General features: G+C 71.7%; 15 protein-coding genes and 1 pseudogene. 7 read left to right on the forward strand and 9 right to left on the reverse strand.

What is annotated here, in order from left to right:
- Positions 1-14: 14 nt before the first annotated feature.
- Positions 15-1,310 (reverse strand): hypothetical protein, encoded by a 1,296-nt coding sequence (locus D8M34_RS15355; RefSeq protein ID WP_126894417.1) that lies wholly within the window; start codon positions 1,308-1,310, stop codon positions 15-17.
- Positions 1,307-1,561 (reverse strand): hypothetical protein, encoded by a 255-nt coding sequence (locus tag D8M34_RS15360; RefSeq protein WP_126894418.1) that lies wholly within the window; start codon positions 1,559-1,561, stop codon positions 1,307-1,309. The genes D8M34_RS15355 and D8M34_RS15360 overlap by 4 nt, the downstream gene beginning before the upstream one ends.
- A 165-nt stretch (positions 1,562-1,726) precedes the next feature.
- Here D8M34_RS15360 and D8M34_RS15365 point away from each other — a divergent pair, with 165 nt between their 5' ends.
- Positions 1,727-2,266, forward strand: a complete 540-nt coding sequence (locus tag D8M34_RS15365; RefSeq protein WP_025102754.1) for a low molecular weight protein-tyrosine-phosphatase — start codon at positions 1,727-1,729, stop codon at positions 2,264-2,266.
- The gene (gene purB, locus D8M34_RS15370) at positions 2,263-3,645 is read left to right on the forward strand and encodes an adenylosuccinate lyase (RefSeq protein ID WP_126894427.1); all 1,383 of its coding nucleotides are present in this window, start codon (positions 2,263-2,265) and stop codon (positions 3,643-3,645) included. Before D8M34_RS15365 ends, purB begins: the two co-directional genes overlap by 4 nt.
- Before the next feature lie 4 nt (positions 3,646-3,649).
- Here the strand turns inward: purB and D8M34_RS15375 are convergent, their stop codons facing one another.
- The 3 genes from D8M34_RS15375 to D8M34_RS15385 are packed head-to-tail and all read right to left on the reverse strand — an operon-like array spanning position 3,650 to position 6,139.
- Positions 3,650-5,083 (reverse strand): MFS transporter, encoded by a 1,434-nt coding sequence (locus D8M34_RS15375; protein ID WP_062765733.1) that lies wholly within the window; start codon positions 5,081-5,083, stop codon positions 3,650-3,652.
- 49 nt (positions 5,084-5,132) lie between these two features.
- Complete coding sequence (locus tag D8M34_RS15380) at positions 5,133-5,492, reverse strand: hypothetical protein (protein WP_126894419.1); 360 nt, start codon at positions 5,490-5,492, stop codon at positions 5,133-5,135.
- Complete coding sequence (locus tag D8M34_RS15385) at positions 5,489-6,139, reverse strand: acyl-CoA synthetase (RefSeq protein ID WP_102209785.1); 651 nt, start codon at positions 6,137-6,139, stop codon at positions 5,489-5,491. Before D8M34_RS15385 ends, D8M34_RS15380 begins: the two co-directional genes overlap by 4 nt.
- A gap of 290 nt (positions 6,140-6,429) precedes the next feature.
- On the opposite strand from D8M34_RS15385, the gene D8M34_RS15390 reads away from it, so the two are divergent.
- Positions 6,430-7,356, forward strand: coding sequence for a hypothetical protein (locus D8M34_RS15390; RefSeq protein ID WP_025102759.1), 927 nt, complete (start codon positions 6,430-6,432; stop codon positions 7,354-7,356).
- On the opposite strand, the gene D8M34_RS15395 is transcribed toward D8M34_RS15390, so the two are convergent.
- Positions 7,344-8,183 (reverse strand): sulfurtransferase, encoded by an 840-nt coding sequence (locus tag D8M34_RS15395; RefSeq protein ID WP_025102760.1) that lies wholly within the window; start codon positions 8,181-8,183, stop codon positions 7,344-7,346. The genes D8M34_RS15390 and D8M34_RS15395 overlap by 13 nt on opposite strands.
- A 106-nt stretch (positions 8,184-8,289) precedes the next feature.
- Between D8M34_RS15395 and D8M34_RS15400 the strand changes: the two genes are divergently transcribed.
- The 3 genes from D8M34_RS15400 to D8M34_RS15410 all read left to right on the forward strand — a co-directional run bounded on the left by D8M34_RS15400 (position 8,290) and on the right by D8M34_RS15410 (position 9,841).
- Positions 8,290-8,940 carry a GTP cyclohydrolase II gene (locus tag D8M34_RS15400; protein WP_126894420.1) on the forward strand — a complete coding sequence of 217 codons (651 nt, stop codon included), beginning with the start codon at positions 8,290-8,292 and terminating at the stop codon, positions 8,938-8,940.
- Positions 8,941-8,957: 17 nt separating this feature from the next.
- Positions 8,958-9,428 carry a MarR family winged helix-turn-helix transcriptional regulator gene (locus D8M34_RS15405; RefSeq protein WP_126894421.1) on the forward strand — a complete coding sequence of 157 codons (471 nt, stop codon included), beginning with the start codon at positions 8,958-8,960 and terminating at the stop codon, positions 9,426-9,428.
- A 62-nt stretch (positions 9,429-9,490) separates the two neighbouring features.
- On the forward strand, positions 9,491-9,841 hold the full coding sequence (locus D8M34_RS15410; RefSeq protein WP_126894422.1) for a helix-turn-helix domain-containing protein: 351 nt from the start codon (positions 9,491-9,493) through the stop codon (positions 9,839-9,841).
- A gap of 70 nt (positions 9,842-9,911) precedes the next feature.
- Here D8M34_RS15410 and D8M34_RS15415 read toward each other — a convergent pair whose 3' ends face one another.
- Positions 9,912-10,514, reverse strand: a complete 603-nt coding sequence (locus tag D8M34_RS15415) for a ClpP family protease (RefSeq protein ID WP_025102764.1) — start codon at positions 10,512-10,514, stop codon at positions 9,912-9,914.
- Positions 10,511-11,125, reverse strand: a complete 615-nt coding sequence (locus D8M34_RS15420) for a ClpP family protease (protein WP_126894423.1) — start codon at positions 11,123-11,125, stop codon at positions 10,511-10,513. Before D8M34_RS15420 ends, D8M34_RS15415 begins: the two co-directional genes overlap by 4 nt.
- A gap of 136 nt (positions 11,126-11,261) precedes the next feature.
- Between D8M34_RS15420 and D8M34_RS15425 the strand changes: the two genes are divergently transcribed.
- Positions 11,262-11,732 (forward strand): acyl-CoA thioesterase, encoded by a 471-nt coding sequence (locus D8M34_RS15425; RefSeq protein WP_081811533.1) that lies wholly within the window; start codon positions 11,262-11,264, stop codon positions 11,730-11,732.
- Between the two features lie 94 nt (positions 11,733-11,826).
- Here the strand turns inward: D8M34_RS15425 and D8M34_RS15430 are convergent.
- Positions 11,827-12,812, reverse strand: a pseudogene (locus D8M34_RS15430) (hypothetical protein); the annotation flags it as partial.

A 12,812-nucleotide genomic window follows, 5' to 3' on the forward strand; every position in this document is an offset into this window, starting at 1 on the left:
ACGGCGCGTACGGCTCACGGATCGGGGAGCACACGCGCCGCGCGGTACTCCGTGCGTTCGATGGTGACGGCGCGGTCGAGATCGGCCCAGTAGGCGTCGAGAGCCACCGCCCGCGGATCGGCGGAGGCGTCCACCATCGCCGCGGTCTCGATGTAGTTCTCCAGCGAGTGGGTCTCGAGCGCGAGGTCCTGGCGACCGGGATCCGGATCGCCCACCCGGCTCGCGGTGAAGCTGTCGGCGGACCCCGTGCCCTCCCTCGCCCCTCCTGCGGCGAGCGCGGACACCGCGTCGTCGGTGTGCCGGAGCTGCACGAGCGTCTGGTCGGCGGACAGTGTCGGCTCGACCGGGCTCCCGGCGGTGATCTGGGTCGTCACCGTGAACTCGCTCTCCATCGACAGGTGCGCTGCGATCATGCCACCCTGCGAGTGGGCGACGACGTCCACCCGATCCCCGGGTCTCGCACCCGCCGCAGCCAGCGCGTCGAGGGTCGCCTGATACGACGCGGACCGGGCCCCGGTGTAGAGCTCGATGTTCGACTTCATGTCCCAGGCCTCGACACCCCCGCCCTCGCGGAGGGACATCGAGCGGCTGCCCGAGACGTAGGCGACGTAGCGCGGAGACTCCCCCGGAACCGTGTACTTCTCGATCGCCAGCTGCGCCCCGGAAGCGGAGGGCAGGCGCCCGAGGGCGCTGGCCAGTCCGTTCGGAGCCCCGACCGGATGGGAGCGCGAGGTGACCGATACCCGCACCGGATCCGCCGTCGCGCCGAGTGCCATCCCCGGCCGCACCCGCCCCAGCCCCGACGTCACGCCGACGACAGCGCCGCCCAGGAACACCGGCGGAAGCAGTCCTCCGGCGTCGAACTGATCGCCCAAGCCGCGGAAGCGTCGGTCGTCCGCCGTCCGCTCCCGCGCGTCGGCCAGCGCGGCCAGACGCTCGTCGCCGGCGAGGAGCAGCCGCAGGCGCCCCTCCACCGCAGCGGCCGCAGCCGTATCCGTCCGCGCCAGCGCCTCCGCTTGCGCCCGCAGCTCGACCACCTCGTAGACCTCGGCCATGAGGTCGAGATCGGCGGCCGTCTCCTGGAGATGCGCCGCGAGCGCCTCCATCGCGGTCACTGCGGACCGCAGGGACCACGCCACCGAGGCCAGCGCGGTCCATGCTGCGGAGCCGAGCAGCGCCTCGACACGCCCCACCGCGTCCTGCGCCTCCGCGCACACCGGCTCGGCGGCCCGCACGCGCACCGCGAGCTCGCGGAGCTGCGCCGTGTCCACCGCGATCGCGCCGCCGTGGTCGATGTCGAGCCCGCTCATGCACCCTCGACCTCCCCTCGGCACACCTGCAGCATCCGGCGCACCGTCGCCGTGTCGTCCGACAGCCGCCAGAGGGCCCACCGCAGCGCCTCGACGCCGTCGGACTCCCAGGCGCACACGTCACGCAGCGCGGTCAGCGTCGAAGCCAGATCGTCGAGTCCCGCGAGGGCGGCGTCCAGCTCGGACAGCACCCGCGCCCGCAGCGCAGGATCGACACCGGGAGAGAGGGCGGTGAGGGCGAAGGAAGACATGGCCCCAGCCTCCCGCCGGACCGCGTCCGTTGTGGCCAGGGCCCCGTCGGACGGCCATGACCAGTGGAGTGCCGGTTCTCCCCCCAGGACCGTGCAGGAGGGTCGAGCCGCACCGCGATCCGATGCCCGCTGTGCAGGAACGGCATCGAGCGGCAGAATGGATCCGTGACAGCCCGAGATCCCTTCCGCGTGATCTTCGTCTGCACCGGCAACATCTGCCGCTCCCCCATGGCGGAGGTCGTGTTCCGGGACCTCGCGGAGCGGCAGGGTCTCGGCTCCCAGATCGTCTCGCGCAGCGCGGGCACCGGGGACTGGCACCTCGGCGAGCGCGCCGACCACCGCACCATCGACGCCCTCGCCCGCCGCGGCTACGACGGCTCCCTGCATCGCGCCCGCCAGTTCACCGCCGCCTCCTTCGCCGAGAACGACCTCGTGGTGGCCCTGGACCGCACGCATGAGCGCATCCTCCGCGAATGGGCCGGGGACGAGGACGAGGACGGCAAGGTGACCCTCCTCCTCGCCTTCGATCCCGACGCCTCGACGCACGACGTCCCCGACCCGTACTACGCCGGCCCGGAGATGTTCGATTCAGTGCTCGGTATGATCGAGACGGCGACTCGCGGCTTGTTCCGCCAGCTCGAACCCGCTCTGCGCCTGCCCCGCACGCCCCGAACCTTCGGGGCCTCATCAGGAGGACTCCCCTGACTTTCCAGCCTTCGCTCCCGCCGCAGCCCCTCAGCCCCCTCGACGGCCGCTATCGCGGTGCCGTCACCGGGCTCGCCGACTTCCTCTCCGAGGCCGGACTCAACCGCGCCAGGGTCGAGGTGGAGGTGGAATGGCTGATCGCCCTCACCGACCGTTCGCTGTTCGAGACGACCCCGCTGTCCGACGACGACAAGAACCGCCTGCGCGCGCTGTACCGCGACTTCGGGCAGGCCGAGATCGACTGGCTCGCCGAGAAGGAGGCCGTCACGCAGCACGATGTGAAGGCCATCGAGTACCTCGTCCGCGACCGGCTCTCCACGCTCGGCCTCGACCGCATCGCCGAGCTGACGCACTTCGCCTGCACGAGCGAGGACATCAACTCCGCGTCCTACGCCCTCACCGTCAAGCGCGCGGTCGAGGAGGTCTGGCTCCCGGCCCTCGACACCGTGATCGCGAAGCTGCGCGAGCTCGCGGTCGAGCACGCCGACGCCGCCATGCTGTCCCGCACGCACGGGCAGCCCGCCACCCCCTCGACGATGGGCAAGGAGCTCGCGGTCTTCGCCTGGCGCCTCGAGCGCGTGCGCAGCCAGATCGCCGGCTCCGAGTACCTCGCGAAGTTCTCCGGCGCGACCGGCACCTGGTCCGCTCACCTCGCGGCCGACCCTGACGCCGACTGGCCGACCATCGCCCGCGAGTACATCGAGGGATTGGGCCTGAGCTTCAACCCGCTCACGACGCAGATCGAGTCGCACGACTGGCAGGTCGAGCTCTACGACCGCGTGCGTCACGCCGGCGGGATCCTGCACAACCTCGCGACGGACATCTGGACCTACATCTCGCTCGGCTACTTCGCGCAGATCCCGGTCGCCGGCGCCACCGGCTCGTCGACCATGCCGCACAAGATCAACCCGATCCGCTTCGAGAACGCCGAGGCCAACCTCGAGATCTCGGGAGCCCTGCTCGCGTCGCTGGGCCAGACGCTGGTCACGAGCCGCCTGCAGCGCGACCTCACCGACTCCACGACGCAGCGCAACATCGGCGTCGCGTTCGGGCACTCGCTGCTCGCTCTCGACAACCTGCGCCGCGGCCTGAACGCGATCTCGCTCTCGCGCGATGTGCTGCTCGCCGACCTCGACGTGAACTGGGAGGTGCTGGCCGAGGCGATCCAGACGGTGATCCGCGCCGAGGTCGTCGCCGGCCGGTCGAGCATCCAGGACCCGTACGCGCTGCTCAAGGAGCTCACCCGCGGGCACCGCGTCGGCGCCGCCGACCTCGCGTCGTTCGTGGAGGGTCTGGAGATCGGGGACCCGGCCAAGCAGCGGCTCCTCGCGCTGACCCCCGCGACCTACACCGGCATCGCGGAGCGCCTCGCCCGCTGAGGAGCTAGGAGCCCGACTCCCCGGAGTGCTCCTCGACCCTGTCCTTCGGCATGAACGACGCCGCCAGGAGGGTGAGAACCGCGGTCACGGCGACCGCGACGAACACCCACACCGACGCGCGGACGATCGTGTCGGGGTCATCGGGTCCCGCACCCTGCGCGATGACCGCGTTCGAGATCGCCCCGAACACCGCCACGCCCACGGCGCTTCCCGCTGACCGTGCGAACGCGTTCATCCCGGTCACCGCGCCCCGCTCCCCCCAGCCGACCGAGGCCTGTGCGGCGATGAGGGTCGGGGCCGCACTCCACCCGAGCCCGAAGCCGAGGAGGAACGCGATGCCGGCGACGACGAACGGGTTCGGCCAGGAGGCGACGGCGGCGAGCGCGACGGCTGCCACGGTCGTGATGCTCATGCCGATGAGCGTGGTGCGACGGAAGCCGATGCGCAGGTACAGCCGTCCGGCGTTCGCGGCGGCGAGCGGCCAGCCGAGGGTCAGAGCGGCCACCGCCAGACCCGACAGCAGCGGAGCGATGCCGATGGACCCCTCGAGGTAGGCAGGGGCGAAGCTGGTCACGCCGAGCATGAGGGCCCCGATGCCGAGCGAGACCACCGTGGTCGTGAGGATGAGCCGACGGGTCACGAGGCGCAGATCGACGATCGGCTCCGCCACCCGGCGCTCGACGAACCCGAAGGCCCCGAGCGCGACCACCCCGATCCCGAAGCAGAGGGCACTCGGCACGGACAGCCACGCCCAGGCGTTCCCGCCCTCCAGCATGCCGAGGATGAGCGCGGTCAACCCGATCGTGAGCAGCACCGCGCCCCCGTAGTCGATGCTGTGCCGCTGGGTCTGCTTCTGCTCCTTGTACGTGCGCAGCAGCATCCATCCGGCGATCAGGCACAGGGGCACGTTGATCCAGAAGATCCATCGCCAGGCGTCGAGCTGGGCGAAGATGCCGCCGAGTGCGGGGCCCACCACCGAGGAGATGGCCCAGACGCTGGCGACGTATCCCTGCACCTTCGCGCGCTCGGCGACCGTGTAGATGTCGCCGACGATGGTCATCGACATCGGCGCGACGGCACCGGCACCGATGCCCTGGATGATGCGGAAGACGATCAGCGCCGGCATGCTCCAGGCGAACCCGCAGAGGACGGATCCGAGCAGGAAGAGGGCGATGCCGAGCAGGATGATCGGCTTGCGGCCCACGGTGTCGGCGAACCGCGAGTAGATCGGCACGCTCACGGCCTGTGCCAGCAGATACACGGAGAACAGCCACGGGAACTGCTGGTAGCTGCCGAGGTCGCGCACGATGCTCGGCACCGCGGTCGCCAGGATCGTGGCGTCGATCGCGATGAGGCCGGTGGCGAGCATGAGCGCGCCGAGGATGGGTCCCCGCTCCGACCGGAGTCCGATGGAGGCGCGGTCGACGGAGGCAGTCACTCCAGAGACAAGCGGAACGACCTCACCGATATTCCGCCCGATCTCCGCGTCACGACGAGGCGGGGCGTCCCGGCTCGTCGGTGGGGCCGTCGCTCGCGCCCTCGCCCTCCGCGTCGTACAGCACGGGGCGGTCGACGGTCTTCGTGACGTCGGCGGGATCGACAGCGAGCATGAGCATCGCGAGGATCAGAAGGGTCGCGATGAAGGCGCCGCCGCCCACGACGAGGCTCAGGGCCACCGGGGTGAGACCCTCGTAGGTGCCGTTCGCGATGGCGGTGTTCACGCGGAGGGTGAAGGCGCCGGTGGAGACGAGGGTGACCACCATGGCGAACACGCCGCAGCCCAGGGCGATGCCGAGCAGGTGGAGGGGCCGCAGGATGTCCCGTCGGGTGGGCTTGTCGTCGCTCATCGCTCTCCTCCGTGCTCCACAGGAGCCGCATCGTTCTCGGGGGCGGCAGCGACGTCATCGGCGTCCGCACGCTTCGGGGTGAGGCCGGCGATGCCGAGGAAGACGGCGACGATGGCCGCATACCCGCCGAACATCCCCACGCCGAGGATGATGCCGGACAGCTCGAACGTGCCCGCCTTCTCGATCGTGTACTCCTGGACGAAGCCCGACGGGATCAGCAGCAGGACGACCGCGAGGAGCACGCCCAGCGCCCCGACCGTGATCGCGTCGGTGGCGAGCGCTCCCCCGACGCGGCGGGCGCGGATGCCGGCGAGCAGCTCGAGGCCGCCGCTGAGCACGCCCCAGGTGATGAGCACGATGAAGAACATGTCGTCCGTGCGCCAGGCCGGCACGCCCCCGGCCATTCCGGCGATCGCGCTCACGACCGCCAGGAGGATCGCCGACCAGCGCGACCCCGACGGGAGGACGAGCCAGGCCGCGAGGATGTGCACCAGGGCGGTGACCAGCGCGAAGCCGCTGAAGACGGCGAGACCGACCGCGGCGGAGTGATCCGAGGAGAAGGTGATCATCAGGGCGGCGACGGCCGCGAACAGCGCGCGCAGCAATTGCACGTGGCGCATGGTGAACGCGCGAGCAGGGGCAGACATAACGGCCAGATCCTCCGGGGTTTCCCCACCAGTCTACGCGGGGCCGCGAGCCGCACGCGCCGGGGGATGCTCGTGAAGCCCGGCGGATCTCCCCAGATCGATTGCCGGGCTTCACGACATACGCAGCAAGGGGGGCATCACTGCGTCGGGCCGCTGCCGCAGGGTCGGGCACCCTCCCCGCGACATCACAGCCCCGTGACCCACTTGCCCACCTGGTCCCCTGAGGTGTGCGCGTGCGGTCGTATGCTCACTCTAGAGGTGTGTTCTTCACATACCGGGTGGGGGCTGTGATGGGTTTTGGGGACGACGAGAAGAGGGCCGCGACGCCGGACGCGTTCGCGGCGGCGCTGCGGGATGCGATCAACGCGAGACCGGTGACGCTGTCGTGGTTGCAGCGACAGCTCCGCGACCGGGGCAACCGCGTCTCGATGGCCACGCTGAGCTACTGGCGGTCGGGAGCCCGCCGCCCGGAAGGACCGCAGTCGCTCGCCGCCCTCGCCGACATCGAGGACCTGCTGTGCCTCGAGTCCGGTGCGTTGAGCAGGCTCCTGCGTCCGCACCGCACCGGGCCCCTGGGGCCGCAGGGGTTCCCGCTGGAGCAGGTCGACATGGAGCGGGCGGTCCGCGAGGTCTACGCGGCCCTCGGCGCCACGTACCCGGACCCGTCGCGGGAGCTCACCGTCCACTCCGTCACGGAGGTGGACGCCGACGGCGAGGTGTCCTCCTGCCTCACCCGCAGCATCGTGCAGTCGACGAGCGGCGTGATCACCGCCATCCCCGTCCTCGACCTCACCCCCGGCGTCCCCGGGCCTCCACCGCTCCTCACGGCCGTGGCCGGCGGACGGATCGCCGCGCGCTACTCCCACCCGAACGGCGAGGCGCACGGCGCGCTGATCGAGCTCGATGTCCCGCTCGAGGCTCCGGACACCGCGGTCGTCGAGTGGTCGGTGCAGTACGAGCCCGGTCGCCCCTCGGATCGGGAGACCGGGCATGCTCTGTCCCGCCAGGCTCGCGAGCTCCTGGTGTGGACGCGCTTCCACCCCGATGCCGTGCCGGACTGGTGCGACGAGCTCGTCGAGACCGCTGGAGGCACCGTCGTCACCGCGCTCCCGCGACCTCGCGGCACGTCGGTGCATCAGGTCCGCCGGGCGTTCGGTCCGGGCGCCCTCGGTCTGCGCTGGGGGTACGGCCCTCGCGGCGGCGATCAGCCCGGCTGATCACCCGTCGCGACCGGTCGTCCCGGCGTGTTGGACCACTGGCTCCAGGAGCCGGGGAAGACCTTCGCCGGGATGCCGACCTCCTGCAGCACGAGAGCCGTATGCGCCGCCGTGATGCCGGAGCCGCAGTAGGCCGCGACCGGCGTCTCCGTCGTGATGCCGACCTCCGCGAGCGTCGCCAGGACCGTGTCGCGGTCACGGATGCGCCCGCTCTCGTCGAGGTGCCGCGTGGTGGGGAGGTTCCGGGCACCGGGGATGTGTCCGGCGATCGGGTCGAGCGGCTCGGTCTCGCCGCGGTAGCGCTCCGGGGCGCGCACGTCGAGCAGGACCCCGGTCTCCGGGAACGCCGCCGCCTCGTCGATCGAGAGGGCGTCCTGGCCGGGATCCGCGAGGACGACGTCACCGGTCTCCGGCACGACGTCGTCGGTCGCCAGGTCGTATCCGGCCGCGGTCCAGGCCCGCAGCCCGCCGTCGAGCACCCGGACCTCGACGCCGGCCTGCCGGAGCAGCCACCACGCCCGAGCCGCCGCGAGTCCCTTGGTGTCGTCGTAGGCCACGACCGTGTCGCCCTGCCGCACGCCCCAGCGCCGTGCCGCCGCCTGCAGGGTCTCCGTCGAGGGGAGCGGATGCCGGCCCTCGGTGGGCGCTCCGGGCGTGGAGAGCTCCTGATCCAACGACGCGAACACGGCGCCGGGGATGTGGCCAGAGCGGTAGTCGCCCGGGCCCGCCTCGGGACGGTCCAGGCGCCAGCGCACGTCGACGACCCGGATCGGGGCGCCGTTCTCGAGGAGGTCGTGGAGTTCTGCCGCGGAGACGAAGTGACTCATGGTGCGAGGCTACCGAGTCCGCGGCGCCACACGTCGATCGCCGTCACGGACCGACACGGTCCTCGCGGCCCGGGAATAGCCGCGCCCCGACGGCGTTTCCCCTCACATGATTGAAACTTCAACGGTCGCCGCGGAGCGCACCCGCGTGCGGGTGCCCCTGCGCTTCGCGGACAGCTTCGCGACGACGGCCGACGTCGTGACCTTCGATGGACTCGTGGACGGGCGCGAGCACCTGCTGCTCGGACTCGGTGACTGGCAGGCGGCGCTCGCCCGCTCCGCCGCCGGCGGCGAAGCTCCCCTCGTCCGCCCGCACAGCGAGTGCCTCACCGGAGACGTGTTCGGCTCCGAGCGCTGCGACTGCGGGCCGCAGCTGCGGGAGGCCGTCGAGCGGATCGCCGCCGAGGGCGGCTTCCTCCTCTACCTCCGGCAGGAAGGCCGCGGCATCGGGCTGTACGCCAAGCTCGACGCGTACGCGCTGCAGGACGCCGGCCTCGACACCTATGAGGCGAACGTGGCCCTCGGACGCGGCGAGGATGAGCGGGACTACACCGTCGCGGCGCAGATGCTGCGCGCGCTGGGCGTGGACCGCATCCGCCTGCTGAGCAACAATCCCGACAAGGCCGCGCAGCTCGACGGGCTCGGCGTCCGCGTCACCGAGCGGGTGCGCACCGAGGTGCACCTGTCCGAGGCGAACTCGCGCTACCTCCAGGCGAAGCGCGACCACACGGCGCACACGATCGACCTGACCGCGGCGTGACCTCCGAGGAGCACGACATGAGCGAGACGCGGCACCCGCGGCGGCTCGACGACGACGAGCTCGCGACGTGGCTCCCGATCATCCGGTTCGTCCAGCTGCTGCCCCAGGTCCTCGACCGGGCGCTGAAGGACGAGGTGGGCCTGAACCACGCCCGCTACGCGATCCTGGTGACCCTCGCCGGGCAGGGCGACGAGGCCGTCACCATGACCGAGCTCGCGCGCATCGCCGGACTCAGCCGGTCGCGTCTGAGCCACGCCCTGGACTCCCTGGAGGAGCGCGGGTGGGTGGAGCGGACGTCGTGCTCCACGGACAAGCGCACGCTCTCCGCGACGCTGACCCCGGCGGGGCGGGAGATGCTCCGGGCGGCCGCGCCCGTCCACGTGGCCCAGATCCGCGAGCTCATCCTCGACCCGCTGTCCGCGGAGGATCGGCAGCGGCTGCAGGACATCCTGGGCGCGCTGCTTCCCGGCGTCACGGCGGCGCTGTGAGCCGCTTTCTGCTCTGAGCAGAACGTCTCGATCGCCGCACAGACGGCGGCTTATCGTGAGGCATGGCCGACATCGTCCCGTTCCCCCACGCCCCGCATCCCGTCCGTCCGTCGTCGAACGGCCCCGAACCGCTGTGGCGCGATCTGCTCGGGGATCAGCTCCGACGGCGGCGTCATGACCGCGGGGAGACGCTCAGCGAGACCGCGGAGAAGGCCGGGGTCTCGCCGCAGTACCTCTCCGAGGTCGAGCGCGGTCGGAAGGAGCCGTCCAGCGAGATGATCGCCGCGATCGCCGGGGCCCTGGACGCCACCCTCGTGGAGCTCACGAGCGCGGTCGCCGAGGAGCTTCGTCAGGCCACCCCCGCCGCGGCGGTGGTGTCGGCCTCCCGCGGCGCCTTCGCCCTCGCCGCCTGACCCGTCTCCCCTGCACGACCGGAGTCCGGGTGCACGACGGATCCTGGAGATCCGTCGTGCACCCGTCACTTCATCGTGCCTCCGGATCACGGGGACCGAGCACAGTGTCGATGAGGCCGTAGTCGAGGGCGGCGGCGGCGGTGAAGACCCGGTCCCGGTCGGTGTCGGCGCGGAGCTCCGCGAGGGAGCGGCCGGTGTGCCGGCCCAGGATCGTCTCCATGTCCGCGCGCACCCGCACGACCTCGTCGGCCGCGAGGATGAGGTCCGGGATGGCTCCGCGCGACTGACCGGCCGGCTGATGCAGCACGATGCGCGCGTGGGCGAGGGCCGCCCGCTCCCCCGGCGCTCCCGCCGCGACCAGCAGGGCGGCCGGACCGATGGCCTGCCCGACGCACGTCGTCGCGATCCGCGGACGGATGTGCTGCATGGTGTCGTAGATCGCCAGCGCGGCACCGGGATCCCCGCCCTCACTGTTGATGTAGAACTGGACGCCGGTCTCCGGGCTGTCCGCGTCGAGGTGCAGGAGCTGCGCGATGAGGGCGTTCGCCACCCCCGCGTCGATGCCGGTGCCGAGGTAGATGACCCGCTCGGCGAGCAGATGCGAGTACACGTCCATGACCCGCTCACCCCGCGGATGCTGGGCGATGACGTTCGGGATCGTGTAGCTGCTCATGCGTCCGCCCCCAGTCCCACCCGCGCACGACGACGCGGCAGGATCTCCGCCGTCGACTGCACGATCTCGTCGATGAACCCGTAGTCCTGCGCCTCGGCGGCGGTGTACCAGCGGTCATGGAGGGAGTCCTCGAAGATCCGCGCGAGGGGCTGACCGGTGTCGTCGGCGATGAGGCCGAGGACGGTGTCGCGCATGTGCCGGAGGTCGTCGGCCTGTGCCTCGATCTCCACCGCCGATCCGCCGATCCCCGCCGAACCCTGGTGCATGAGGATCCGCGCGTGCGGGAGAGCGCGCCGCTTGCCCTTCGTCCCCGCGGAGAGCAGGAACTGCCCGGCGCTGCAGGCGAGACCGAGGGCGAGGGTGGAGACGTCGTTCGGGATGAGGTGCATGAGGTCGCGGATCGCCAGCATCGATGGCACGGACCCGCCGGGCGAGTGGATCCAGAGGGCGATGTCGGCCGCCGGATCCTCGGCGGAGAGACCGAGGAGCTGCGTCATCAGGAGGGTGCCGTTGTCGTCGTCGAGGGCGCCGTCGAGGACGAGCACCCGCTCGTGGAACAGGGCGCGCCGGGCCTCGGGGCCGAACTGCGGGAGGGGGTTGTCTTCGCTCATGACCCCAGCCTCCGGCTCCGGCTGCGGCCGCGGAAGCGAATCCGCCCGGAGCAGATCCGCTGTGGGCGGCGGCGTGTGCACCCGCCGGAAAACGCGACGTAACACCGCCGACGCACGACCCGCCTAGCCTCGGGGCATGGCGAAACAGAAAGCACCCGCATGGCAGTCCGAGGACGGCCTGAACTTCCGCACCCGCAAGTGGGTGCGCCCGGAAGACCTCAACGCGAACGGCACGCTGTTCGGCGGAAGCCTGCTGAAGTGGATCGACGAGGAGGCCGCGATCTACGCGATCGTGCAACTCGGCAACTACCGCGTCGTCACCCGGCACATCTCCGCCATCACGTTCGAGGCGTCGGCGGTGCAGGGCGACCTCATCGAGATCGGGCTGCAGGCCACCCGTTTCGGCACCACGTCGCTCACCATGCGGGCCGTCGCGCGCAACATGATCACGCGCAAGCGCATCCTCACCATCGACGAGATCGTGTTCGTCAGCATCGGCGAGGACGGCCTGCCCACCCCGCACGGCTACGACGAGATCACCTACGATCGCGACCGCATGCCCACCGAGCGCATCGCCACCGGCACGATCCCCCTCCCGAAGCGCTGACCCTCATTCGCCGACCCACCCCCTTGAGGTCGACCCACCCCCGAAAGTGCGTCACTTAGGGGGGTGGGTCGCACGGAAGGGGGTGGGTCAACGATCAGCGGTGGGTGACGCGGTGACCGATCCAGAAGCCGATCGCGATCAGGCCGACCAGACCGATCCCGAGGATCCACGGGAGCAGAGAGGGTGCGGCGCCGGCCGTGGCCGTCGCGAGGGTCCCGGAGCCGTCGGCGATGCGCCCGTTACCCGCCGCGAGGTCCGCGGCACCCGCGTCGAGCTTCGCGCTTCCGGCCGCGAGGGTGCCGGACCCCTCGGCGACCGCGTCGGCGCCGGTACGGAGTTCGGTCATCCCGGACCGGAGGTCACCGGCACCCGACTGCAGCGCGCCGACGCCCGTGGCCAGAGTCCCGGCACCCTCGTCGAGCCGGGCCGCGCCGGCGCTGAGCTCCGCGGTGCCGGAGTACAGCGACGATGCTCCGGTCGAGAGGGTCTGCAGCCCGGACGAGAGATCCGCCGCACCCGCCGCGAGCCGGGAGGTGCCGTCCTGCAGCGTCTGCGCTCCGACGACGAGGGCGGGAGCGCCCTTCGGCGAGACCAGCGCCACGGTCCCCGGCCAGCCCTTCGAGGTGTCGCCGTTGATGAGCGCACCGACGCCGGCCGTGACACGAGCGGAGCCGTCGGCGGCGCCGATGAGTCCCTGTGCGAGGCCCGGAGCAGCCGCGGCGGGGGCGGCCAGCGCGCCGACCTGCTTCTCGACGCCGGCGGCGAGCGCCGCGAGCTGCTGGAGCTGCACGTCATCAGGGTGTGCAGCGAGGAGACCCTGCAGACCGGCGGCGAGCGTCCGCGCATTGCCGGGAGCGCTCGTGGCGACGCCCGCCAGCAGGGCCTTCGTCTCCGGATGGGCGAGTTTCTGCACATCGGCACTCACTCCGGCGCGCAGAGTGGCGCTGAGGGTCGTCGCCCCCTCGAGCACACCGTTCGCGTACCTGTGCGCGCCGTCGACACCGGCGGCGAGAGTGGTCGCGCCGTCGACGAGCTGCCGGGCCCCGGCGTCCGCCGCCGCCATCTTCGCCGCGAGCTCCT

This window comes from Microbacterium sp. HSID17254 (genome assembly GCF_003989315.1).
GTDB lineage: Bacteria > Actinomycetota > Actinomycetes > Actinomycetales > Microbacteriaceae > Microbacterium.

Excerpts from the sequence above, each read along its gene's own strand:
- D8M34_RS15390 (WP_025102759.1), top strand. The coding sequence starts at position 6,430 with ATGGGTTTTGGGGACGACGAGAAGAGGGCCGCGACGCCGGACGCGTTC.
- D8M34_RS15380 (WP_126894419.1), bottom strand. The coding sequence starts at position 5,492 with ATGAGCGACGACAAGCCCACCCGACGGGACATCCTGCGGCCCCTCCAC.
- D8M34_RS15405 (WP_126894421.1), top strand. The coding sequence starts at position 8,958 with ATGAGCGAGACGCGGCACCCGCGGCGGCTCGACGACGACGAGCTCGCG.
- D8M34_RS15400 (WP_126894420.1), top strand. The coding sequence starts at position 8,290 with ATGATTGAAACTTCAACGGTCGCCGCGGAGCGCACCCGCGTGCGGGTG.
- D8M34_RS15420 (WP_126894423.1), bottom strand. The coding sequence starts at position 11,125 with ATGAGCGAAGACAACCCCCTCCCGCAGTTCGGCCCCGAGGCCCGGCGC.
- D8M34_RS15385 (WP_102209785.1), bottom strand. The coding sequence starts at position 6,139 with ATGTCTGCCCCTGCTCGCGCGTTCACCATGCGCCACGTGCAATTGCTG.
- D8M34_RS15425 (WP_081811533.1), top strand. The coding sequence starts at position 11,262 with ATGGCGAAACAGAAAGCACCCGCATGGCAGTCCGAGGACGGCCTGAAC.
- D8M34_RS15415 (WP_025102764.1), bottom strand. The coding sequence starts at position 10,514 with ATGAGCAGCTACACGATCCCGAACGTCATCGCCCAGCATCCGCGGGGT.
- D8M34_RS15410 (WP_126894422.1), top strand. The coding sequence starts at position 9,491 with ATGGCCGACATCGTCCCGTTCCCCCACGCCCCGCATCCCGTCCGTCCG.
- D8M34_RS15395 (WP_025102760.1), bottom strand. The coding sequence starts at position 8,183 with ATGAGTCACTTCGTCTCCGCGGCAGAACTCCACGACCTCCTCGAGAAC.
- D8M34_RS15355 (WP_126894417.1), bottom strand. The coding sequence starts at position 1,310 with ATGAGCGGGCTCGACATCGACCACGGCGGCGCGATCGCGGTGGACACG.
- D8M34_RS15360 (WP_126894418.1), bottom strand. The coding sequence starts at position 1,561 with ATGTCTTCCTTCGCCCTCACCGCCCTCTCTCCCGGTGTCGATCCTGCG.